General features: G+C 67.7%; 23 protein-coding genes. 9 read left to right on the top strand and 14 right to left on the bottom strand.

Going from position 1 to position 22,374, the window contains the following annotated elements:
- Positions 1–20: 20 nt before the first annotated feature.
- Positions 21–950, bottom strand: coding sequence for an aldo/keto reductase (locus tag ACWAT3_RS08250; protein WP_460797441.1), 930 nt, complete (start codon positions 948–950; stop codon positions 21–23).
- Between the two features lie 50 nt (positions 951–1,000).
- Here ACWAT3_RS08250 and ACWAT3_RS08245 point away from each other — a divergent pair, with 50 nt between their 5' ends.
- Complete coding sequence (locus ACWAT3_RS08245) at positions 1,001–1,603, top strand: GNAT family N-acetyltransferase (protein ID WP_460797439.1); 603 nt, start codon at positions 1,001–1,003, stop codon at positions 1,601–1,603.
- 13 nt (positions 1,604–1,616) lie between these two features.
- On the opposite strand, the gene ACWAT3_RS08240 is transcribed toward ACWAT3_RS08245, so the two are convergent.
- On the bottom strand, positions 1,617–1,826 hold the full coding sequence (locus ACWAT3_RS08240; RefSeq protein ID WP_460797437.1) for a hypothetical protein: 210 nt from the start codon (positions 1,824–1,826) through the stop codon (positions 1,617–1,619).
- A gap of 122 nt (positions 1,827–1,948) precedes the next feature.
- Here ACWAT3_RS08240 and pgi point away from each other — a divergent pair, with 122 nt between their 5' ends.
- Positions 1,949–3,628 carry a glucose-6-phosphate isomerase gene (gene pgi / locus ACWAT3_RS08235; RefSeq protein ID WP_460797435.1) on the top strand — a complete coding sequence of 560 codons (1,680 nt, stop codon included), beginning with the start codon at positions 1,949–1,951 and terminating at the stop codon, positions 3,626–3,628.
- A gap of 61 nt (positions 3,629–3,689) precedes the next feature.
- Here the strand turns inward: pgi and ACWAT3_RS08230 are convergent, their stop codons facing one another.
- Positions 3,690–4,544 carry a Rossmann-fold NAD(P)-binding domain-containing protein gene (locus tag ACWAT3_RS08230; protein ID WP_460797433.1) on the bottom strand — a complete coding sequence of 285 codons (855 nt, stop codon included), beginning with the start codon at positions 4,542–4,544 and terminating at the stop codon, positions 3,690–3,692.
- A 148-nt stretch (positions 4,545–4,692) separates the two neighbouring features.
- On the opposite strand from ACWAT3_RS08230, the gene ACWAT3_RS08225 reads away from it, so the two are divergent.
- Positions 4,693–5,307, top strand: coding sequence for a flavodoxin family protein (locus ACWAT3_RS08225; RefSeq protein ID WP_460797431.1), 615 nt, complete (start codon positions 4,693–4,695; stop codon positions 5,305–5,307).
- 167 nt (positions 5,308–5,474) lie between these two features.
- Here ACWAT3_RS08225 and ACWAT3_RS08220 read toward each other — a convergent pair whose 3' ends face one another.
- The 4 genes from ACWAT3_RS08220 to ACWAT3_RS08205 are packed head-to-tail and all read right to left on the bottom strand — an operon-like array spanning position 5,475 to position 7,841.
- Complete coding sequence (locus ACWAT3_RS08220; RefSeq protein ID WP_460797429.1) at positions 5,475–5,774, bottom strand: DUF7882 family protein; 300 nt, start codon at positions 5,772–5,774, stop codon at positions 5,475–5,477.
- Positions 5,775–5,802: 28 nt separating this feature from the next.
- Entirely contained in the window at positions 5,803–6,177 is a 375-nt protein-coding gene (locus ACWAT3_RS08215) for a YciI family protein (RefSeq protein WP_460797427.1), read from the bottom strand.
- Positions 6,174–7,490, bottom strand: coding sequence for an RNA polymerase sigma factor (locus tag ACWAT3_RS08210; protein ID WP_460797425.1), 1,317 nt, complete (start codon positions 7,488–7,490; stop codon positions 6,174–6,176). The genes ACWAT3_RS08215 and ACWAT3_RS08210 overlap by 4 nt, the downstream gene beginning before the upstream one ends.
- Positions 7,491–7,841, bottom strand: coding sequence for a YciI family protein (locus ACWAT3_RS08205; protein WP_460797423.1), 351 nt, complete (start codon positions 7,839–7,841; stop codon positions 7,491–7,493).
- A 186-nt stretch (positions 7,842–8,027) separates the two neighbouring features.
- On the opposite strand from ACWAT3_RS08205, the gene ACWAT3_RS08200 reads away from it, so the two are divergent.
- Positions 8,028–8,213 carry a hypothetical protein gene (locus tag ACWAT3_RS08200; RefSeq protein WP_460797421.1) on the top strand — a complete coding sequence of 62 codons (186 nt, stop codon included), beginning with the start codon at positions 8,028–8,030 and terminating at the stop codon, positions 8,211–8,213.
- 58 nt (positions 8,214–8,271) lie between these two features.
- On the opposite strand, the gene nrdF is transcribed toward ACWAT3_RS08200, so the two are convergent.
- Genes nrdF through nrdH form a run of 4 tightly spaced genes read right to left on the bottom strand, consistent with a single transcriptional unit; the run spans position 8,272 to position 12,140 of the window.
- On the bottom strand, positions 8,272–9,252 hold the full coding sequence (gene nrdF, locus ACWAT3_RS08195) for a class 1b ribonucleoside-diphosphate reductase subunit beta (protein ID WP_460797419.1): 981 nt from the start codon (positions 9,250–9,252) through the stop codon (positions 8,272–8,274).
- A gap of 45 nt (positions 9,253–9,297) precedes the next feature.
- Positions 9,298–11,442, bottom strand: a complete 2,145-nt coding sequence (gene nrdE / locus ACWAT3_RS08190; RefSeq protein ID WP_460797417.1) for a class 1b ribonucleoside-diphosphate reductase subunit alpha — start codon at positions 11,440–11,442, stop codon at positions 9,298–9,300.
- Positions 11,439–11,873, bottom strand: a complete 435-nt coding sequence (gene nrdI, locus ACWAT3_RS08185) for a class Ib ribonucleoside-diphosphate reductase assembly flavoprotein NrdI (RefSeq protein WP_460797415.1) — start codon at positions 11,871–11,873, stop codon at positions 11,439–11,441. Before nrdI ends, nrdE begins: the two co-directional genes overlap by 4 nt.
- A 33-nt stretch (positions 11,874–11,906) precedes the next feature.
- A complete protein-coding gene (gene nrdH, locus ACWAT3_RS08180; RefSeq protein WP_120228032.1) occupies positions 11,907–12,140 on the bottom strand; it encodes a glutaredoxin-like protein NrdH in 234 nt (77 codons plus the stop codon).
- A 365-nt stretch (positions 12,141–12,505) separates the two neighbouring features.
- Here nrdH and ACWAT3_RS08175 point away from each other — a divergent pair, with 365 nt between their 5' ends.
- The 3 genes from ACWAT3_RS08175 to ACWAT3_RS08165 are packed head-to-tail and all read left to right on the top strand — an operon-like array spanning position 12,506 to position 15,640.
- Positions 12,506–13,717, top strand: a complete 1,212-nt coding sequence (locus ACWAT3_RS08175) for an MFS transporter (protein ID WP_460797413.1) — start codon at positions 12,506–12,508, stop codon at positions 13,715–13,717.
- Between the two features lie 13 nt (positions 13,718–13,730).
- Positions 13,731–14,486, top strand: a complete 756-nt coding sequence (locus ACWAT3_RS08170) for an alpha/beta fold hydrolase (RefSeq protein ID WP_460797410.1) — start codon at positions 13,731–13,733, stop codon at positions 14,484–14,486.
- On the top strand, positions 14,483–15,640 hold the full coding sequence (locus ACWAT3_RS08165) for an acyl-CoA dehydrogenase family protein (RefSeq protein WP_460797408.1): 1,158 nt from the start codon (positions 14,483–14,485) through the stop codon (positions 15,638–15,640). The genes ACWAT3_RS08170 and ACWAT3_RS08165 overlap by 4 nt, the downstream gene beginning before the upstream one ends.
- Before the next feature lie 5 nt (positions 15,641–15,645).
- On the opposite strand, the gene ACWAT3_RS08160 is transcribed toward ACWAT3_RS08165, so the two are convergent.
- On the bottom strand, positions 15,646–15,918 hold the full coding sequence (locus ACWAT3_RS08160; protein WP_460797406.1) for a metal-sensitive transcriptional regulator: 273 nt from the start codon (positions 15,916–15,918) through the stop codon (positions 15,646–15,648).
- Between the two features lie 52 nt (positions 15,919–15,970).
- On the opposite strand from ACWAT3_RS08160, the gene ACWAT3_RS08155 reads away from it, so the two are divergent.
- Both ACWAT3_RS08155 and ACWAT3_RS08150 read left to right on the top strand, forming a co-directional pair.
- A complete protein-coding gene (locus ACWAT3_RS08155) occupies positions 15,971–17,248 on the top strand; it encodes a DUF445 domain-containing protein (protein WP_460797404.1) in 1,278 nt (425 codons plus the stop codon).
- Between the two features lies 1 nt (position 17,249).
- On the top strand, positions 17,250–18,137 hold the full coding sequence (locus ACWAT3_RS08150) for an agmatinase family protein (protein ID WP_460797402.1): 888 nt from the start codon (positions 17,250–17,252) through the stop codon (positions 18,135–18,137).
- A 33-nt stretch (positions 18,138–18,170) separates the two neighbouring features.
- Here ACWAT3_RS08150 and ACWAT3_RS08145 read toward each other — a convergent pair whose 3' ends face one another.
- Positions 18,171–18,767, bottom strand: coding sequence for a gamma carbonic anhydrase family protein (locus ACWAT3_RS08145; RefSeq protein ID WP_460797400.1), 597 nt, complete (start codon positions 18,765–18,767; stop codon positions 18,171–18,173).
- A gap of 51 nt (positions 18,768–18,818) precedes the next feature.
- Positions 18,819–22,367, bottom strand: coding sequence for a transcription-repair coupling factor (gene mfd, locus ACWAT3_RS08140; RefSeq protein ID WP_460797398.1), 3,549 nt, complete (start codon positions 22,365–22,367; stop codon positions 18,819–18,821).
- Positions 22,368–22,374: the final 7 nt, after the last annotated feature.

The raw sequence follows: 22,374 nt of genomic DNA, 5'->3' as shown, positions 1-22,374 counted from the left end.
GGTAGACGACCAGCCGCCGGTCAGGGCAGCAGATGCCCCGCCGCCCGGTAGAGCTCGTACCATTCCGCGCGGCTGAGCTGCACATCGGATCCCTGCGCTGCGGCGACGAGGCGCTCGGGCGTCGTGGTGCCCATCACGACCTGCATCGGCGCGGGGTGCCGGGTGATCCATGCGACCGCGATGCCGGTCGGCGTGCTGTCGTGCGCCGCGGCGATGCGGTCGAGCGCAGCGTTCAGCTCGGGGTAGGCGGTGTTGCCGATGAAGGGTCCGAGACCGCCACCGGCCTGCATCGGCGACCATGCCTGGACGGTGATGCCGTTCGTGCGGCAGTACTCCAGGATGCCCCCGCCGTCGCGCGTGATGCTCTGCTCTGTGGCCTCGCGATTCGCCGCGATGGGGCCGGCGATCATCGATGCGTGAGTGAGCGAGAGCTGCAGCTGGTTCGCGACGAACGGCTGGGACACGGCCGTCCGCAGGAGATCGATCTGCCGCGGCGTGTGATTGGAAACGCCGAACGCGCGGACCTTGCCCGCCGATTCGAGTTCGTCGAACGCTCTCGCGACCTCTGCCGGCTCGACGAGGGCATCCGGACGATGCAGCAGCAGGACGTCGACGCGATCCGTGCGCAACGCGGCGAGCGAACCGTCGACCTGGCGCATGATGTGCTCGTACGAGAAGTCGTAGGCGCCTTCGGCCGGGACGATGCCGCACTTGGTCTGGATCGTGATCTCGTCGCGCTCTGCGGCGGACAGCTGCAGCGCCGACGCGAAGCGCTCTTCGCACGCGTGCATGCGTCCGCCGTAGATGTCGGCGTGATCGAAGAAATCGGCGCCGGCGCCGCGGGCCGCGTCGTACAGCGCGCGGATCTCGGCATCGTCCTTGTCATTGATCCGCATCATTCCGGCGACGACGGCGGGGGCGGATGCGGTGGAGAACGGCACTGTCTTCATGCGTCCTACGCTAGCGCGGACCGTCGGCATCGGGCTGGTTGAATGACCGTATGGCCTTCCTCATCGCCCCATCCCCGCTCACACTCACCGGCCGATTCGTCGAACTGCGACCGCTCGAACGGGCACACCACGACGGCCTGGTCGAGGCCGTGGAAGAGGGCGAGCTGTGGAAGACCGCGTGGTACACGTCTGTCCCCGAGCCGAGCGAGGTGGCGGCGACGATCGAGCAGCGCCTGGGTATGGCGGAGCGCGGCGAGATGGTGCCGTTCACGGCGTTCGACGCCTCGGGGCGCATCATCGGGCTCACGTCGTTCTACGACCTCGTCGCCGACGTTCCCCGACTGCACATCGGCTACACGTGGAACCGGCCGTCTGCGCACGGCACCGGGACGAACGCGGAGTCGAAGTACCTGCTCATGCGGCACGCGTTCGAGGAGCTCGGCGTGTTCCGGGTGGGGCTGACGACCCAGTGGGTGAACTTCCAGTCGCGAACGGCGATCGAACGTCTCGGCGCCAAACAGGACGGCGTGATGCGGGCTGTCCTGCGGTACCGCAACGGAGCCCTGCGCGACAGCGTGGAGTACTCGATCATCGAACCGGAGTGGCCCGCCGTGAAGGCGAACCTGGAGATGCGGCTCGCGAAACGGCGATAAGCCGCGCGCGATGTCAGGTCGCGGAGGGTCCGCCGTCCCAGTTGTTCGAGCGACGCGTCGCACCGTTGCGGCCCTGGCGCATCATGAACGCCATGGCGATGCAGATCAGCGCCAGCCCGCTGACGAATACGAGCGCCTGCCACTCGGGCAGGCCGAACGAGATTCCCATCAGCCAGAATCCTGCGAGGAAGAGGATCATGAAGAAGATCAAGCTGAGGATCACGGGAGCTCCTGTCGTCGGTACCGTCTGACAGCCTACCGTCGCTCGCCTCCGACGAACTCCTCACACGTCGTGTTCGCGTCATGTGAGCACACCGAAACAGGCCGCAGCGCTACCGTGGAGGCGTGACTGCACCGATCGATCCCACCAAGACCACGGCCTGGGCCGAGCTCAGCGCCCTCCATTCCTCGTTCACCGCCGATCTGCGCGGCTGGTTCGCGGCGGATGCCCACCGCGCGGAGCGGCTGTCGCTGCCGCTCGCGGATCTGCACGTCGATCTGTCGAAGAACCTCGTCACCGACGACGTTCTCGCCGCTCTCCTCCGCCTCGCCGAGCAGACCGGCGTCGCCGACCGCTACGCCGCGATGCTCTCCGGCGCTCACATCAACACGACCGAGGACCGCGCGGTGCTGCACACCGCGCTGCGTCGTCCGGCCGGCGCCTCCCCCGCGCTCGTCGTGGACGGGCAGGATGTGGATGCCGATGTGCACGGCGTCCTCGACGCGCTCTCCGCTTTCGCCGACCGGGTCCGCTCCGGCGAGTGGCTCGGTGTGACCGGCAAGAAGGTCACGCACGTCGTCAACATCGGCATCGGCGGCTCGGACCTCGGCCCTGTGATGGTGTACGAGGCTCTGAAGCCGTACGCGGATGCCGGCATTCAGGCGCTCTTCGTGTCGAACATCGACCCGACCGACCTGGCGCAGAAGACCGCGGGGCTCGACCCGGAGACCACGCTGTTCATCGTCGCGTCGAAGACGTTCACCACGCTGGAGACCCTGACCAACGCCCGCCTCGCGCGCGATTGGCTCTGGGCCGGCCTCACGGCATCCGGTGCCATCGCCGACGACGACCCCTCCCGCACGGATGCCGTGGCTCACCACTTCGTGGCCGTCTCGACCGCCCTCGACAAGGTCGCCGCCTTCGGGATCGATCCGACCAACGCGTTCGGGTTCTGGGACTGGGTGGGCGGGCGCTACTCGGTCGACTCCGCGATCGGCCTGTCGCTCGCGATCGTCTTCGGCCCGCAGGCGTTCCGCGACCTGCTCGACGGGTTCCACGCCGTCGACGAGCACGTGCGCACCACGCCGCTGGCGGAGAACGTGCCCGTGCTGATGGGCCTGCTCAACGTCTGGTACGTGAACTTCTTCGGCGCGCAGTCGCACGCCGTGCTCCCCTACGCGCAGCAACTGAGCCGCTTCCCCGCCTACCTGCAGCAGCTGACGATGGAATCCAACGGCAAGTCCGTCCGCTGGGACGGCTCGCCGGTCACCACCGACACCGGAGAGGTGTTCTGGGGCGAGCCGGGCACGAACGGCCAGCACGCGTTCTACCAGCTCATCCACCAGGGCACGAGGCTCATCCCGGCGGACTTCATCGCGTTCGTCAACCCGGCGTACCCGCTCGAGGACGGCGGGCAGGACGTGCACGAGCTGTTCCTGGCGAACTTCCTCGCGCAGACCAAGGCCCTCGCGTTCGGCAAGACCGCCGACGAGGTCGAGGCGGAGGGGACGACGGGTGCGCTGGTCGCTGCGCGCACGTTCGCCGGCAACCGTCCGACGACGTCGATCTTCGCACCGGCGCTCACCCCGCAGGTGCTCGGTCAGCTCATCGCGCTCTACGAGCACATCACGTTCACGCAGGGCACGATCTGGGGCATCAACTCGTTCGACCAGTGGGGCGTCGAGCTCGGCAAGCAACTGGCCATGCAGATCGCTCCGGCGATCTCGGGCGATGCGGACGCCGTAGCAGCGCAGGATGCCTCCACGAAGGCTCTGCTGGCGTACTACGCGGAGAACCGGAAGTAGCGCACAGGACACGACGCGGGCGGCTCTTCTCCTCGAGGAGCCGCCCGTTTCGTCGTGTTCGTCAGTCGGACCCGCTGAGCATCTGCGCGTACCCCTCCCGGAACGAGGGAAAGCGGAGTGCACCGACGACGTCGAGCATCAGGTCGCCGCACAGCACGGTTCCGCCGCCGTTCTCCGGCGTGGCGCGCGGGGGCCGCTCGATCCCGAGACGGTCCGCGATGAAGGTCACGACCTCGCCCATCGGCACCGGCGCACGATCGACGGCATGGACGAGCGCCGGCGGGTTCTCGGCGCGGAGCATCGTGTGCAGCAGGTCGACGAGATCGAGCTCGTGGATGCGGTTCGTCCGCCGCGAGTAGTCCACCGGCGCGTGCGCGCGGACGCGACGGATCACCGACTCCCGGCCCGGCCCGTAGATGCCGGCCGGGCGGATGATGCAGGCGTCGAACAGCCGTGCGGCGAACCCTTCCCCTTCCAGCAGAGCGTGTGCTCGAGCACTGGCCGGAGCCGGAGCATCCGCCTCGGTGAGAGGGCGCGGCCCCGCCTTGCCCTCGAGAACCCGGGTCGAGGAGACGAACAGCACCCGTGTCGGGCGCGACGGCAGAGCCTCGGCGAGATGGGTGAGCGCCGTGGCATAGGTGCCACGATCGCCGGCGCCGTCCTGCGCGTCCGGCGGCAGAGTGATGACGACCGATTCGCACCGCGGAAGGTCGCGCGGTGCGATGGCACGGAGATCCTGGGCGATCGCGGGGAACCCGGAGGGAAGCGCCCCGACCGTGCGACGGATCGCCAGCACCTCATGGCCGTCGGCGATCAGTCGCTCGCCGACCTGGATCCCGAGCTTCCCGCAGCCGACGAGCAGGGTGCGGCCCGGGGACCTGCCACCGCTCCCCGGCGAGGTCTGATTCGATTCCACGCGCACTCCTTCTCTTCGGCCTCGCCACCGACCCTGCCACACCTGCGCCGCCGGTGCTGAGCGCCGCGGTCTTCTCATCGGCTAGCGCAGTCCTCGCGCGCGCGAAAGGCCCTGGGCCGGGGCGCGAGGACGCGGATAACGTGCGGGCATGGATACCGGACTGACCGCACTCATGATCAACTGCACGCTCAAGCCGTCGCCCTCGGATTCGAGCACCGAGGTTCTGGGCGAGCAGATCCTCACGGCCCTCGCCGAACATGATGTGGCGGGCGACCGCATCCGCGCCGTGGACCACCGCATCCATCCCGGAGTGAAGGCGGACATGGGCGAGGACGACGAATGGCCGGCGCTGCGCGAGAAGGTGCTCGCGGCCGACATCGTCGTCCTCGCCACGCCGACGTGGCTCGGACAGCACTCCAGCATCGCTCAGCGCGTGCTCGAGAGGCTGGACGCCGAGCTCGGCGAGACCGATGCCCGGGGCCGCCCGATCCTCTTCGACAAGGTGGCGGTGGCCGCCGTCGTGGGCAACGAGGACGGCGCTCATCACATCGCCGCCGTCCTGTTCCAAGCGCTCGACGATGTCGGCTTCAGCATCCCGGCGCAGGGATCGGTGTACTGGAACGGCGAAGCGATGCAGTCGACCGACTACAAGGATCTGCCGGAGACGCCCGAGAAGGTCGCGCAGGCCACGGCGACCGCGGCGGCGAACGCGGCGCATCTCGCGCGGCTGCTGCGGAGGCAGGGATATCCGGCTGGTGAGTGACCAGCGGCCCACCCATCGGTAGGAATGGATGAGCCACCGGCGTGCGGAAGTTCCGACCCGAAAGTGCTCCCGCCCCCGCGAGAGCGCCTGAACGACGCTGCGCATCACCTTACGCACGATCGACGACGAGTCGCAGGGGGTTGCTTTCCCCGGCAGGCATGCAGTAGCTAGCCGAGCTGATCGAGCACCAGTTCGCCGCGCCCGTTCAGATCCTCCATCATGCGTTCGATGCGCTTGGGGTCGATGGGCGGCATCGTCGGCCCGTCGAACGCGATGATCAGCGGAATGCTGGGGTTCATCCAGATCGTGAGCCGCCCCGCCGTCTTGTCCTGGTCATCGGGAAGCCAGGTCATCATGAAGCTCTCCTGCCTGCGCAGCTTCGTCCCGATCACGATCTTCAGATGCGCCAGGGTGTCATCATCCACGCCGATCGCCGGGCGCGCGCTGTTGTACTCGAGAGTTCCCATGAAGAGCACGCTACGCCCACATCGCGGTTCAGGGCGCGTCCGACCCGCTCGGCTGCTCCCACGGCAGCGTGACGACCGGGAGGATGTACATCCGCCCCGCCACCGCCGTCGGGTGCCCGGCCATGTAGGCGGCTGCCTCATCCATCGATTCCGCCTCGATGAGGTCGTAACCGGCGAACCACTCCGTGAACTCCGGGAATGGACCGTCCGTGAAGAGCAGTTCACCCCCGCGGATCGCCACGGACTTCGCCTGCTCGGGCCCGGCCACCGGGGCACCGGGGCCGAGCATCCCGGCGGCCTTGCCCTGTTCGGCCCACTGGCCGAGCTTCTGACGGTCCTCTGACTCGGGCAGGGCTGTTCCCTGCGAATCGGTCATATGGATGACGAGGTACGTGCGGGTCATGAGAGTGCTCCTTCATCGTCGGTGATGGTCTCCGTGGTGGTACTCGCAGCGAGCAGATCGCGCCTGCGGAGAAGATGGGCCTGTTCAGCAGTGTTGACCGCCAGCGCGATCGCGTGGTCGTATGCCGCACGTGCGGCTTCGCTCCGCCCCGTGGACTGCAGCAGTTCGGCACGTGTCGCGTGGAACGCGTGGTGGTCGTCGAGGTCGTCGGCGAGCTGGTCGACGATCGCGAGAGCGACATCCGGTGAGTCGTACTCGGAGATCGCGATCGCGCGGTTGAGGCGGACGATCGGGCTCGGGTCGATGGTTTCGAGGGCACCGTACAGCGCGACGATCCGCGCCCAGTCGGTGTCCTGTGCCCGCCTCGCCGACACATGCACGGCGTTGATCGCAGCGAGGAGCTGATAACGACCCAGCGACCGGATGTCTCGCCCGGATGCGTCCAGCGGCTCATCCAGGAGGGCGATGCCCTCCATGATGAGGGTCCGATCCCACCTCGTGCGGTCCTGCTCGTCCAACCGGACGAGTTCTCCATCGGCGGAGAGACGAGCATCGGCGCGCGCCTGGGTGAGCAACATCAGTGCCAGCAGGCCGGTCGCCTCAGCATCCTCAGGAGAGTCCGCGGGCAGAAGCGTCCTCACCAGCCGGGCAAGACGAATCGCCTCCTCGGTGAGGTCCCGTCGGATCGGGTCGACGTTCCCTCCGGATGCGAAATACCCCTCGTTGAAGATCAGATACAGCACCGCGAGCACGCCGGCCACGCGCGGCTGCACATCCTCACTGTCCGGCAGGACGAACGGAACGCGAGCCGCCTTGATCTTCGCCTTGGCCCGGCTGATCCGCTGCCCCATCGTCTTCTCCTGCACGAGGAAGGCCCGAGCGATCTCCGCGACGGTGAGTCCGCCGACCATCCGCAGGGTGAGCGCGACACGATCCTGGATCGAGAGCGCCGGGTGGCAGCAGGTGAAGATCAGTCGCAGCCGATCATCCTCGATCACGCCCATCGGCTCGGCGGGTGAGTCGTCCTGCAGCATGAACGCCTCCCTGTGCTTGTCGTCGCGCCGGGCCTCGCGGCGCAGCCGGTCGATCGCCTTGCGGTGCGCGGTGGTGGTGATCCAGGCGGCCGGGTTCGGCGGCACTCCGTCGACGGGCCACCGCTCGACCGCAGTGACGAAGGCCTCGGCGGCCGTCTCCTCGGCGAGATCCAGATCTCCGTAACGGCGGGCGAGCCCGGCCACGATCACGCTCCACTCCGCACGATGCGTGCGGGCGATCTCGGCGTTGACGTCGGGTGCGCGGCTCCGGTCGATCACTTACGCGCCGCTCGCAGGGATGACGTACATCCGGCCGATGCGCGCCGTCGAATGCTCGGCGAGAAGCCGCGTCGCCTCGTCCATGTCGGCGGCCTCGATCCATTCGACACCGAGGAACCATTCCGCGAACTCCGGGAACGGGCCATCCGTCACGACGAGGTCACCGCCGTGCGCCGTGATGCGTCGCGCCTGCTCGGGACCCGCGACCGTCTGGCCGTTGGCCTCCCAGCCGTCCGGCCCGTCGCGGAAGTCCAGCCAGCGCTGCAGCCGAGCGCCGTCGAGGCTCGGATCCCATTCCGCGCCAGCGGGGTCCGTCATGTGGATGACCAGGAACTTCTGCCGTGCACTCATCGTGCTCCTCTCGATCGCACGTGGGGCGACCCTCATCAACACCACGAACGCGTCCGGTTCGATTCGACAGGGCCGGGAAAGAAATCGCAAGGAATTCTCGACGGGCCGTGTCGAATCACGCACCGACCGTTCGTGGTGGTGACGAAGAGGTCGCCGACGGCGGCCTCGCACACGAGAGGACACCCCATGCGCAATGACACCATGAGCTCCGCCGAAGCCCGCGAGTTCAGTGACCGGATCCGGGAGATGCGCTGGGAGCGTCGGCAGGCTCTGGCAGCACGACGGCGGAACGCTGCGGAACGCCGTGCGGCGTTCGTCCGTTCGCTCCCGGCATCCTTCGCGCTGCTCCTGCAGGCGAGGGGGCGCATCTGAGACGACGGAGGGCCTGCGATCATGATCGCAGGCCCTCCGTCGTGCAGGTGGAGCGGACTCAGAAGTCCCAGTCGTCGTCCTCCGTCGCCTCGGCCTTGCCGATGACGTACGACGAACCCGACCCCGAGAAGAAGTCGTGGTTCTCGTCGGCATTGGGCGAGAGCGCCGACAGGATCGCCGGGTTCACGTTGGTGACGCTGGAGGGGAACATCGCCTCGTAGCCGAGGTTCATGAGCGCCTTGTTCGCGTTGTAGTGCAGGAACTTCTTGACGTCCTCGGTCAGACCGACGCCGTCGTAGAGGTCCTGCGTGTACTGCACCTCGTTGTCGTAGAGCTCGTACATCAGCGAGAACGTGTAGTCCTTGAGCTCGTCCCGCTTGGCCTGGTCGACCGTCTCGAGGCCGCGCTGGAACTTATAGCCGATGTAGTAGCCGTGCACGGCCTCGTCGCGGATGATCAGGCGGATGAGGTCGGCCGTATTCGTGAGCTTCGCGCGGCTGGACCAGTGCATCGGCAGGTAGAAGCCCGAGTAGAACAGGAAGCTCTCCAGCAGGGTCGAAGCGATCTTGCGCTTGAGTGGCTCATCGCCACGGTAGTAGTCCATGACGATCTGAGCCTTCTTCTGAAGGTTCGGGTTCTCCACCGACCAGCGGAACGCCTCGTCGATCTCCTTCGTCGAGCACAGCGTCGAGAAGATCGACGAGTAGCTCTTCGCGTGCACCGACTCCATGAACGCGATGTTCGTGTAGACGGCCTCCTCGTGCGGGGTGATCGCATCAGGGATCAGTGAGACGGCGCCGACCGTTCCCTGGATCGTGTCCAGCAGCGTCAGACCGGTGAAGACGCGCATCGTGAGCGTCTGCTCGTCCGGCGTCAGCGTGTTCCACGACTGGATGTCGTTGGACAGCGGCACCTTCTCGGGCAGCCAGAAGTTGTTCACCAGGCGGTTCCAGACCTCGAGGTCCTTGTCGTCCTGGATGCGGTTCCAGTTGATCGCCTGAACGCTGTCGACCAGCTTGAGCGGTTCGTGAGGGGTCATTCTTCGTCGTTCCTTGATTCCTGGGTCACTGAGCCTGGCGAAGTGTCAGAGCATGCACGAGACGCACTCGGACATGTCCGTGCCCTCGAGCGCCATCTGACGCAGACGGATGTAGTAGATCGTCTTGATCCCCTTGCGCCATGCGTAGATCTGCGCCTTGTTGATGTCGCGCGTGGTGGCGGTGTCCTTGAAGAACAGCGTCAGCGACAGTCCCTGGTCGACGTGCTGCGTGGCAGCGGCGTACGTGTCGATGACCTTCTCGTACCCGATCTCGTATGCGTCCTGGTAGTACTCCAGGTTGTCGTTCGACATGAACGCGGCCGGGTAGTAGACGCGCCCCAGCTTGCCTTCCTTGCGGATCTCGATCTTCGACGCGATCGGGTGGATCGACGACGTCGAGTTGTTGATGTACGAGATGGATCCGGTCGGCGGCACCGCCTGCAGGTTCTGGTTGTAGATGCCGTGCTTCTGGATGCTCTCGCGCAGCTCGACCCAGTCGGACTGCGTCGGGATGAACTGACCCGCGAACATCTCCTTGACCTTGTCGGTGGCCGGCTCCCACGCCTGATCGATGTACTTGTCGAAGAACGCACCCGAAGCGTACGTCGAGTCCTCGAAGCCGTCGAAGGCCACTCCGCGCTCGATCGAGAGCTTGTTCGACGCGCGCAGCGCGTGGAACAGCACGGTGTAGAAGTAGATGTTCGTGAAGTCGACGCCCTCTTCGGAGCCGTAGTAGACGTGCTCGCGAGCGAGGTAGCCGTGCAGGTTCATCTGACCGAGACCGATCGCGTGGGAGCGGTCATTGCCGTCCTCGATCGAGCGGACCGACGCGATGTGGCTCTGGTTGCTCACCGCGGTGAGACCGCGGATCGCCGTCTCGACCGTGGCACCCAGGTCGCCGCCGTCCATCGCCAGGGCGATGTTCATCGAGCCGAGGTTGCAGGAGATGTCCTTGCCGATCTGATCGTACGAAAGGTCCTCGTTGTACGTCGTCGGTGTGTTCACCTGCAGGATCTCGCTGCAGAGGTTCGACATGTTGATGCGGCCCTTGATCGGGTTGGCCTTGTTCACCGTGTCCTCGAACATGATGTACGGGTAGCCGGACTCGAACTGGATCTCGGCGATCGTCTGGAAGAACTCGCGGGCGTTGATCTTCGTCTTCTTGATCCGCGGGTCGTCGACCATCTCGCGGTACTTCTCGGAGACCGAGATGTCGCCGAACGGCACGCCGTAGACCTTCTCGACGTCGTACGGCGAGAACAGGTACATGTCCTCGTCGTTCTTGGCGAGCTCGAAGGTGATGTCCGGCACGACGACGCCGAGCGACAGCGTCTTGATGCGGATCTTTTCGTCCGCGTTCTCACGCTTGGTGTCGAGGAAGCGCATGATGTCGGGGTGGTGCGCGTTGAGGTACACCGCGCCTGCGCCCTGACGTGCACCGAGCTGGTTGGCGTAGCTGAAGCTGTCTTCGAGGAGCTTCATCACGGGGATGATGCCGCTGGACTGGTTCTCGATCTGCTTGATCGGCGCACCCGACTCGCGGATGTTCGACAGCAGCAGGGCGACGCCGCCGCCGCGCTTGGACAGCTGCAGCGCGGAGTTGATGCCGCGGGCGATCGACTCCATGTTGTCTTCGATGCGCAGCAGGAAGCAGCTGACGAGTTCGCCGCGCTGCGCCTTGCCCGCGTTGAGGAACGTGGGGGTTGCCGGTTGGAAGCGGCCGGAGATGATCTCCTCGACGAGGTCGATCGCGACCTGCTCGTCGCCATCGGCCAGCGCGAGCGCGGTCATCACGACGCGGTCCTCGAAGCGCTCGAGGTAGCGCTTGCCGTCGAAGGTCTTCAGCGTGTAGCTCGTGTAGTACTTGAACGCGCCGAGGAAGGTCTCGAAGCGGAACTTCTTCGAGTAGGCCAGATCGTTGAGGCGCTGGACGAAGTCGAACGAGTACTTCTCGATGACAGCGCCCTCGTAGTACTCCTTCTCCACGAGGTAGTCCAGGCGCTCCTTGAGCGAGTGGAAGAACACCGTGTTCTGGTTCACGTGCTGCAGGAAGTACTCCCGCGCTGCGCGCTTGTCGGCGTCGAACTGGATCTTCCCGTCCGCGTCGTAGAGGTTGAGCATCGCGTTGAGCGCGTGGTAATCGAGGCCCTCGTACGCGGGGTTCCCCTTGAAAGCCACTGTCTCGGTCACTGAAGTACCCACCGTCGTTCCAATCCGTCGGTCACGCGATCGACATCGTCCTGTGTGCCGAAGATTTCGAGCCGATACAAGTGAGGCACGTGGCACTTGCGGCTGATGATGTCACCGGCGACGCAGAAGGCGTCGCCGAAGTTGGTGTTTCCTGCGGAGATGACCCCGAGAATGTGGCGTCGGTTGCGCTCGTCGTTGAGGAACCGGATCACCTGCTTGGGCACAGCGCCCTTCTCCTCGCCACGCCCCTGCCCGCCGCCGTAGGTCGGGGTCACGAGCACGAAAGGCTCATCGACCACGAACTCATCGTCGGTGCGGTGCAGCGGAATGCGGCGAGCGGGAAGGCCGAGCTTCTCGATGAAGCGCGCCGTGTTCCCGGAGACGCTGGAGAAGTAGACCAGGAGCGGCGCTGCTGTCGCGACTGCGCTCATCGTTCACTCCGTTCCCGAGCGACGCCGAAGGGTTCAGGCCAGGCGAGCGGCGAGTTCGTCGATCTTGTCAGGACGGAAGCCAGACCAGTGCCCCTCGTCGGTCACGACGACCGGAGCCTGCATGTAGCCGAGCGCCTTGACCTGCTCGAGCGCTGCAGCGTCCTCGGAGAGGTCGTGGATCTCGTACTCGATGCCCTTGGCATCCAGCGCCCGGTAGGTGGCATTGCACTGCACGCACGAAGGCTTGGTGTAGACCGTGATCGACATATCGCTTCCCCTCAAATCCTGGTTTTCCCGGCAGGCCCCCGCCGGGACTTCAATACTACATATAGGGACGGACATTAGGACCGACCACAAGGGATAGTAGTTACATCCGTGTAGTTTTCCACCGCTCTCCACTGATACAACACAGGTTGTCCACCGATTCATCCACAGCCGACGACCTTTCTCGAGACCCCGCGAACCGCGTCAGATCGCGGCTCGCGGACCGCCCTTCAAGATCCATCCACAGGCAGGACGCTACGCCGGGCCTCCGACATCCGATTTCCTGTGGAGAGAGGTCGTCGGCGTGTCGCGGCGTGTCCGCCGACGACGCCTGCCGTCCTCCGTGCGCACCCCGGTACCGTTGTCTGGTGGCGGGATATCGGGACCTTCTTCGCACGCCTGGTGTGGCGCGCATGATCGCGGCGCAGCTGACGGCGCGATTCCCCAACGGCATGGCATCGCTCGCGATCCTGCTGCACGTTGAGCAGCAGACCGGATCGTACGGCGCCGCAGGTCTCGTGCTCGCTGCGACGTCGGTCGGACAGGCCGTCTCCGGCCCCGTCACCAGTCGATGGATGGGCGCGTGGGGAATGCGTCGCGTCCTCACCCTCACGGCCGCCGTCTGCGTCACCGCCGTGCTGTGCCTCGCGCTGCTGCCGCTGAGCCTTCCGGGGTACATGCTGTTCGGACTGCTCACCGGTCTGTCCACGCCGCCGATCCAGTCGGCCGTGCGCACGATCTACCCCAAGCTCGTCAACTCGTCCCAGCTGACGCCGCTCTTCTCTCTCGACGCATCGCTGCAGGAGATCATCTGGATCCTCGCGCCGGTGGTCATCACCCTCGTCTCCACCCAGATCGGCACCACGCAAGGGCTGCTGCTCGTCGCGGCCTTCCTCATCGGCGGCTGCGGGTGGTTCATCCTCTCCCCCGAGGTCGGTCGGGTCCGCATCCCGCGCAGCCGCCGCGCCTTCGGTCTGGTCGTCCTCAAGCCGCCAGTGCTGCTGGCGACCGTGATCGGGTTCCTCGTCATCGGCGCGTGCTCCGCCGTCGAGGTGGGAGTCGTCGCCACCTTCGAGCACGGCAGCCTCGAGGCGGGTCTCGTCCTCGCGGTCTTCGCGGTCGGCAGCCTCATCGGCGGACTTTCCTTCGGCCACATCCCGATCGGACCGTGGGCGATGGCCCGTCGGCTCGCCATCGTCACCGTCGGCCTCGCTCTGACCATGGTGATGCTCAACGCCTACTGGCTCGGCGGCACCCTGCTGATCGCCGGGCTCGGCATCGCTCCAGCCCTGGCGGTCATGTTCGCCATCACGACCGCGAGCGTGAAGTTCAGCGAGACAGCCGAGGCGTTCGGCTGGGCGGGCACCGGCCAGCTGATCGGCGCGGCCGCCGGATCAGCCATCGCCGGGTTCCTCGTCGACAGCACGGGTGGCGCGCAGGGCGCGTATCTTGCGGCCGCACTGTTCGCCGTCGTCGGCCTGATCGTGTCCATCGTGTTCGTCCGGGCGTTCCCGGATCTCCGCCATCGCGATCCGAGCCCGTTCCCCGATACCGAGCCGGTGGCGATCACGCCTTCCTGAGTAGGCTGGGCCCGTGGCTGCTGTGACTCTGCCCCGGCTCTCCTGGGGCGCACCGGATTCTGCGAAGACCGCCCTGCTCGTGCACGGCCTCGGCTCATCCGGCGCCCTCATGTGGCGCATCGGAGACGCGCTCGCGAACGCCGGCTGGCAGGCCGTCGCGGTCGACCTGCGCGGCCACGGCGACGCACCGCGCGCTCTCGACTACACCGTGGGCGCGTACGCGGACGACCTCGAGTCGACGCGCCCGCACCGCAGCGGGGCATGGGATGCCGTGATCGGCCATTCCCTCGGCGGCGCCGCGAGCACCGTGGCCGCGGCATCCGATCCGTCCTGGACGAACCGCCTCGTCCTGATCGACCCGGCGATCCTCGTCGACGGACGCGACGCGACGATCGTCCGGCGCAGCCAGGAGCGGGCCTTCGCGGACAACCGGATCGAGGTGGTCCGGGAGGAGCATCCGCATTGGCACGAGCAGGATCTCGAACTGAAGATCGACGCCGTCACCCGCGCGAGCGCGTGGGCGATCGAGCAGACCAGCGCGCAGAATCAGCCGTGGGACGTCCGTGAGGACGCCGCCCGGCTCGCGATCCCGACCCACGTGATCGGCGCGGATCCCGAGGTGTACAGCCTGTTCACCGGCCCCACGGCCGAGAGCGTGCTGGCGGCGAATCCGCGCATCACGATGTCGGTCGTCGCCGGCGCCGGCCACTCCCCGCACCGGGACAAGCCGGACGACACCGTGCAGCAGCTCCTGGAGGCGCTGTCATGAGCTTCGACCCGGCCGCCTACCTGCCCGATGACCTGCTCGAGCGCATCCGCGACCGCGCACCGATCCACGACCGCGAGAACACCTTCCCGCAGCGGGACCTGGATGAGCTGAAGGATGCCGGATATCTCGGCATCCTCGTCCCGAAGGAACGCGGCGGCGCGGGTCTCGGGCTCGAGCAGGCGGCAGTCCTGCAGCAGCGGCTGGCCTCGGCGGCTCCCGCGACCGCCTTGGCGATCAACATGCACCTGGTGTGGACCGGCGTCGCGAAGGTCTTCAGCGATCGGGGCGTACCGGGGCTCGAGTTCGTCCAGGACGGCGCGGTGGCCGGCGAGGTCTTCGCGTTCGGCATCAGCGAGGGCGGAAACGATCTGGTCCTGTTCGGCAGCGACACCGAGGCCGTGCCCCAGCCGAACGGCGGCTACGCCTTCACCGGAACGAAGATCTTCACCTCGCTCGCGCCGGTGTGGACGAAGCTCGGCCTGCACGGGCTCGACACCTCCTCCCCGGATGCCCCGATGCTGGTCTTCGCGTTCGTCGACCGGACGGATGCCGTGACCACCAGCGACGACTGGGACACCCTCGGCATGCGCGCCACGCAGAGCAGGACGACGCGTCTGGACGGCGCGCTCGCCGCACCCGAACACGTCGTGCGGCGCATTGATCCGGGCCCGAACCCCGATCCGATCGTATTCGGGATCTTCAGCGTCTTCGAGATCCTGCTCGCCTCCGTCTACACCGGGATCGCACGGCGCGCGCTGGATCTCGCGGTCGAGACGGTGCAGAAGCGCCGCTCGAAGAAGAGCGGGCTCGCGTACAGCCAGGACCCGGACATCCGGTGGCGCATCGCCGGCATGGCCCTGGACTACGACGCTCTGGCGCCGCAGATCGCGGCCGTCGCGCGGGACGTCGACACCCTCGCGGATCACGGCGGACGCTGGTTCACGCTGCTCTCCGGTGTCAAGCACCGGGCGGTGTCGATGGCCAAGCGCGTCGTCGACGAGGCGATCCTGACGGCTGGCGGCGGCGCCTACTTCGCCTCGAACGAGCTCTCGCGGCTGTACCGGGACGTCCTGGCCGGCATGTTCCACCCGTCGGATCCGGAATCCGCGCACTCCACCGCGGCGAGCGCATGGCTGGGGCCGGTGGAGAGCTGAGCCGACTACCGGCGGTCGAAGTCGAACGCCTTGAGGAGTTCGGTCACGGCCTGATCCCGCTCGTCTCCCCCGTGCTCGAACATGTGCGTGACGTGCGTGCGCAGATGGTTCTCCAGCAGCAGTCGGTTCAGCGATTCCAACGACTTCTGGATGGCACGGGACTGCGTGATGATGTCCATGCAGTACTCCTCGTTCTCGATCATCCGTGCGACGCCGCGCAGCTGACCCTCGAGGATGCTGGTGCGGTGCAGGGCGCGCTTCTTGATGTCTTCGATCACCCTTCCGAGGGTACTCGCGTGCACGTGCATGCTCGCGTGCGAGGATGACGACATGGCGCGCACACCGATGGCTCTGCTCTCTCCGGCCGATCAGGAGCGCGCACGGGCTCTGCGCCGGATGAAGACCGTCGCCCTCGGCGCACTGATCGCGATGGCGATCACGTTCGTCGTCGCGTTCTGGCTGCAGGAGCGGTACACCTGGCTGCAGTATGTCCGCGCGGCGGCGGAGGGCGGCATGGTGGGCGCTCTCGCCGACTGGTTCGCCGTCACCGCCCTGTTCCGCAGGCCCCTCGGCCTGCCGATTCCGCACACCGCGATCATCCCGAACCGCAAGGACGAGATCGGTCGCAGTCTCGGCGAGTTCGTCGAGACCAACTTCCTCGCCGCCGAGGTCGTCCGCGACAAGCTCTCGCGCACGCGCATCGCGGCACGCGCCGGCGAGTGGCTGCGCGTGCCGGCGCATGCCGAGCGCGTCGCAGCGGAGGGCGCGACGGTCGCGACCGCCGTCCTCAACGCACTCAGCGACGACGACGTGCGCGACCTCATTGGAGACCTCGCCCGCGAGCACCTGATCGACCCTGACTGGGGAACGCCGGCCGGCGTCTGGCTTCAGCGCATCGTCGAGACCGACGCCCATCACGGCGCTGTCGACCTCGCGGTGGACAGCATCGCCACGTGGCTGGACGCGAATGCCGAGGCGTTCACCGGTCTCGTCTCCCGTCGCCTGCCGTCCTGGGTGCCCAAACTCGCGCATCGGTTCGTGGACGACACCGTGCACCGCGAAGCCGTGACGTTCGTCCGCGCGGTGCAGTCCGATCCGCAGCATCCGGCCCGCCTCGCGATCGACGGCTACCTCGGCCGCCTCGCGGACGGACTGCAGCACGACACGGCGACGCGCGCGAAGCTCGAGAACGCGAAGACCGCGCTGTTCGACAGCCCCCGCGTCGCCGCCCTGGCCGCCGAGGCCTGGCACACCGCGAAGGCCGGGCTGCTGGCCTCGCTCAACGACCCGCAGAGCGGATTGCGTCAGCGCGCAGCGCAGGCGATCCGCGAGATCGGCGAGCGCCTCACGACCGAGGAGTCTCTGCAGCGCCGTGTCGATGCGTGGATCACGGACGCCGCCGTGTTCGTCGTCGACCGGTACCGTCACGACATCGCGTCGATCATCACCGACACGGTCGAGCGCTGGGACCCCGCCGAGACCACCGAGAAGATCGAGCTCATGGTCGGTCGCGACCTGCAGTACATCCGACTGAACGGCACGGTCGTCGGAGCGCTCGCGGGCCTCACCATCTTCACGATCGCCCACAACCTGATCCCCGGAGCCTGACATGGCGCTCTCGCACGATCCGCTCTGGCCTCGCGCCGGAACGTGGCAGGCGCCGGACGGCGAAGCGGATGCCGTGATCATCGGCATCCCGACCTGGCGGACGTCGCTCTCGCCGACCGGCGCGCACACGACGCCCGGCGCGATCCGCGACGCGCTGCAGCGGTACAGCACGACGCTCATGGGGCCGCCCGCTGTGGACCTGAACGAGGTGCTCAGGATCGCGGACGCCGGAGACATCGCCGATCCGGACACGGACGTCGAGGGCGTCGTCGCCCGGGTCCGTGCTCTCCATCCCTCGTTCCCGATCGCACTCGGCGGCGACAACTCCGTGACCTTCCCCGTCGCCCGCGGTGCCGGGACCACCGGGCTCATCACATTCGATGCGCATTTCGATCTGCGCGACGGGGTCTCCAACGGCTCGCCCGTGCGGCGTCTCATCGAGGACGCGCCAGCGCGTGAGCGGATCGACCCCTCGCGCATCGTGCAGATCGGCATCGCGGACTTCGCCAACTCCGCCGCCTACGCCCGGCGCGCCGCCGACTGGGGCATCCGCGTCATCACGCTGGACGAACTGCGCCGGCGCGGCATCGACGACGTCGTCGCCGAGGCGGTCGAGATCGCCGGGGCGGATGCCGGTGCCCGCATCCATCTCGACATCGACGTCGACGTGTGCGATCGCTCGGTCGCCCCCGGATGCCCTGCGAGTGTGCCCGGCGGGCTCGCCGCGTGGGAGCTGCGCGCGCTCACGCGGGCCGTCGCATCCGAATCGCGCGTCGTGAGCGCGGACATCGCGGAAGTGGACGCGACCGCGGACAGCGCAGATGGGCGAACCGTGCGACTGGCGGCGCTGTGCGTGCTCGAGCTGCTGGCCGGTCTCGCTGCGCGCTGACGCCGGGAGCGACCCGGCGTGCGGCTGAGACGCCTACGCCGGTGTGTCGTCCGCGTGCCTGGCCAGCGAACGCGCGTAGCGCTCGGTGAGCTGCACCATGACGTCCGGCGTCTCGCGGTCGACGCCGAAGACGTACCCGGGGAAGTCGAGTTCCTGCTGCGCCGCAGCGATCTCCTCATGGCGATCCGGCGGAAGCACGAGCAGCGGGTCGCCGACGGCGACCCAGCCGATCGGCACCACGGCATCCGCGGGAAGCGTCGTGCGCAGATGCACGACCGCATTGATGCGCACCTCGGCCCGATCGCCGATGTGCGCGCCGTTGAACACGCGCGTCCCGGTGGCGAGGAACACCTCGTCGCCGATGATCGCGCCAGACACGGACGCCCCTGGTCCGATCAGCACGTGGTCGCCGATGTGGACGGGGTTGGCTGAGCTCGCGCGGACGATCGCGTTCTCCATGACGATCACGTTCTCGCCGAGCGTGATCGGCCCGCCCTCGGCGGTGATCACGGCGCCGTGCAGGATCTGGCAGTCCGGTCCGATCGTCACGTCCCCCGAGATGACGGCGGTGGGCGCGATGACGGCGGTGTCGTCGATGTGGGGGCGAGCCCCGAGGTGCTCGTACAGCATGCCGTCAGCGTACTCCGGCATCCGTCCTGCGCGTCAGAGGCGCAGGACGGATCAGGGTGCCGCCGGCACCGCCTCGGGGAACAGCGCCGTGAAGAGCTGAGCGACCCACTCCAGCAGCCCGGCATCCGTCGGCGCCTCGCCGCCCGGCCGCGGAAGCGGCACGACGAGCGCCTCTCCCCCGCCGACGAGCTTGGCGTTCGGGTACAGCCGCTGCAGCCGGACCTTCATCGAATCCTCCAGTCGTGCCGGAGCGACCCGCAGGTTCGAGCCCATCGCGACGACGTCCGCGAGCCCCGCCTTGGCGGCCCTGCGGCGCAGACGCGCGATCGCGAACAGCCCCTCGACCTCGTCCGACGGCGTGCCGTACCGGTCGACGAGCTCCTCGCGCACCAGGTCGATCGCGTCGTCCTTCGCGGTCGCGGCCGACGCCGCGGAGAGCTTCTGGTAGGCCTCCAGCCGCAGCCGTTCGCTGTCGATGTAGCTCTCCGGGATGCGGGCATCCACCGGCAGCTCCATGCGCAACTCGGTGCCGGTCTCGGTCTCCTCGCCGCGGAACGTCGCCACGGCCTCGCCGATCATCCGCAGGTACAGGTCGAAGCCGACACCGGCGATGTGTCCGGCCTGCTCTGCGCCGAGCAGGTTGCCGGCGCCGCGCAGTTCGAGGTCCTTCAGCGCGACCTGCATCCCCGAGCCGAGATCGTTGTTGATCGCGATGGTCTGCAGCCGGTCGGCCGCCGTCTCGGAGAGCTCCTTGCCGTCGTCGTAGAGGAAGTAGGCGTACGCGCGCTCGCGGCCGCGGCCGACGCGACCGCGCAGCTGGTGCAGCTGGCTGAGTCCGTACTTGTCGGCGCGGTCGATGATGATCGTGTTCGCATTGGAGATGTCCAGGCCCGTCTCGATGATCGTCGTCGACACGAGCACGTCGTACTTGCGCTCCCAGAAGTCGTCGACCACCTGCTCGAGCTGGTGCTCGCCCATCTTGCCGTGAGCCACCGCGATGCGCGCCTCCGGGACGAGCTCGGCCAGCTCGCTCGCGACCCGCTGGATCGACTGCACCCGGTTGTGCACGAAGAACACCTGGCCCTCGCGGAGGATCTCGCGCCGGATCGCCGCCGTGATCTGCTTGTCGCTGCGAGCGCCGACGAACGACAGGATCGGATGCCGGTCCTCCGGCGGGGTCGCGAGAGTCGACATCTCCCGGATGCCGGTGACCGCCATCTCGAGCGTGCGCGGGATCGGGGTCGCGCTCATCGCGAGGATGTCGACGTTGGTCTTCATCTTCTTCAGCGCGTCCTTGTGCTCGACGCCGAACCGCTGCTCCTCGTCGACGATCATCAGCCCGAGGTCCTTGAACATCACCTGGTCGGTGAGGATGCGATGCGTGCCGATCACCATGTCGACCGAGCCGTCCAGCAGCCCCTGCAGCGTGAGGCGGGCCTCCTTGTCCGTCTGAAATCGCGACAGCGGCCGCACCTTCACGGGGAATCCGGCGAAGCGCTCGGTGAACGTCTCGAGGTGCTGCTTCACGAGCAACGTGGTCGGCACGAGCATCGCGACCTGCTTGCCGTCCTGGATGGCCTTGAACGCGGCGCGGACGGCGACCTCGGTCTTGCCGAATCCGACGTCGCCGGAGAGCAACCGGTCCATCGGGATGGGCCGCTCCATGTCGGCCTTGATCTCATCGATCGTCTGCAGCTGGTCGGGCGTCTCGGCGAACGGGAACGCCTCCTCCAGCTCGCGCTGCCATGGGGTGTCAGGGCCGAAGGCGTGCCCCTTCGCCGACATGCGGGCCGAGTACAGCTTCACGAGCTCGACCGCGATGTCGCGGACAGCCCTGCGCGCCTTGCCCTTGGCGGCCGACCAGTCGCTGCCGCCCATCTTGGACAGCACCGGCGCCTCGCCGCCGACGTACTTCGACAGCATGTCCAGCTGGTCGGTGGGGACGTACAGCTTGTCGCCAGGGTAGCCGCGCTTCGTGGGCGCGTACTCGAGGACGAGGTAGTCGCGGGTCGTCTTGGTGGCGTTCCGCCCACCGGTGGAGACCTCGCGCTGGGTCATCTCCACGAAGCGCGCGATGCCGTGCGTGGAGTGCACGACGTGGTCGCCCGGCTTCAGCTGCAACGGATCGACGACGTTCTTCCTGCGGGAGGCGAGCTTCTTGACGACCCGCTGATCTCCGCCGATCGTGCGGCCGTAGAACTCGTTGTCGGTGAGGACGGCGAGCTTCGCCTCCGGCACCTGGAATCCGCTCTCGACGGAGCCCGTCACGAGCGTCGCGACGCCGTTCGCCGGCACCTCCTCCACGCTCTCGACGATGCGCGCGGCGACGCCGCGGTCGCTGAGCACGTCCTGCGCCCGGTCGACGAGTCCAGCGCCCGAGGCGATGATGACGACGCGCCAGCCATCGGCGACCCTGGCCTCGACGAACGCGATCGCGCCGTCTACGTTGCCGTGGAAGGACGGGATGATCGACGCGTCGATGTTCTCGGCATCCGTGTCGTCCGTCGCGAACGGACTCAGCCGCCAGAACACCCCGTTGCGCTCGGAGACGACCTCGCGCAGCTGAGCGACCGAGAGGAAGTCGCCGGCACCGAGGTCGATCGGCGCGGACGCGCCGGAGGTCGCGGCGCTCCACGCGGCATCCAGGAACTCGCGGTTCGTGTCGCCCAGGCTCTGCGCGCGTGCGGTCGAGCGCTCGGGGTCGACGATCGCCGTCGCCGCCCCCTCTGGCAGGTACTCGACGAGCGACTGGAGGGGGCCGGCCACGGCGGGCAGCAACGACTCCATACCCTCGACCGGGATGCCCTCGGCCATCTTCTCGAGCATTCCGGCGATGGCGGGAAACGCTCCGATGAGCGCACGAGCGCGCTCGCGGACATCGGCGGTCAGAAGCAGCTCGCGACTGGCTGGAAGGTCGACCCTGTCGACATCGCCGGGGAGCGATCGCTGGTCCGCGACCGAGAACGCGCGGATCTGATCGACTTCGTCGCCGAAGAACTCGATCCTGTAGGGATGCTCGGACGTCGCCGGGAACACGTCGAGGATTCCGCCACGGACGGCGAACTCGCCGCGCCGCGAGACCATGTCGACGCGTGTGTACGCACGTTCGACCAGCTGCTCGACCGCCTGCTCGAGTTCGACGCCTCGGCCACCGAGGACGAGCTCGAGGGGGGCCGCATCGCCCAGGTTGCCGGCGATGGGCTGCAGCGCTGCGCGTACCGAGGCGACGACGACGAGTGGACGCTCTCCGGTCCACGTCGTGACGCGCCGCAGCGTGTCCAGACGTCGACCGACCGTGTCGGGACTCGGGCTGAGGCGTTCGTGCGGCAGGGTCTCCCATGCGGGGAACGAGAGGATCGCGGCATCCGGCAGGTAGGCCTGGAGCGCCTGGGCGAGAGACTCGGCACGACGACCGGTCGGTGCGATGGCGAGGAGGGCGGCCGGATGACCGCTCTGCTCGCGTCTGCGGAGCAGCCCGGCGAGCGCCGGCGCGTCGAGCCCATCGATCATGCCGAGGTCGGCGTCGGTCTGCGCCCAGGTCAAGGCGTCACGATACAGAGACGCCTCTTCCAAGGCGCGCAGAATCCCCGGAACAGTCACGCGACCA

The sequence above is a fragment of the Microbacterium sp. GXF0217 genome, from assembly GCF_054798195.1.
This window is presented reverse-complemented; position numbering and strand designations above follow the sequence as displayed.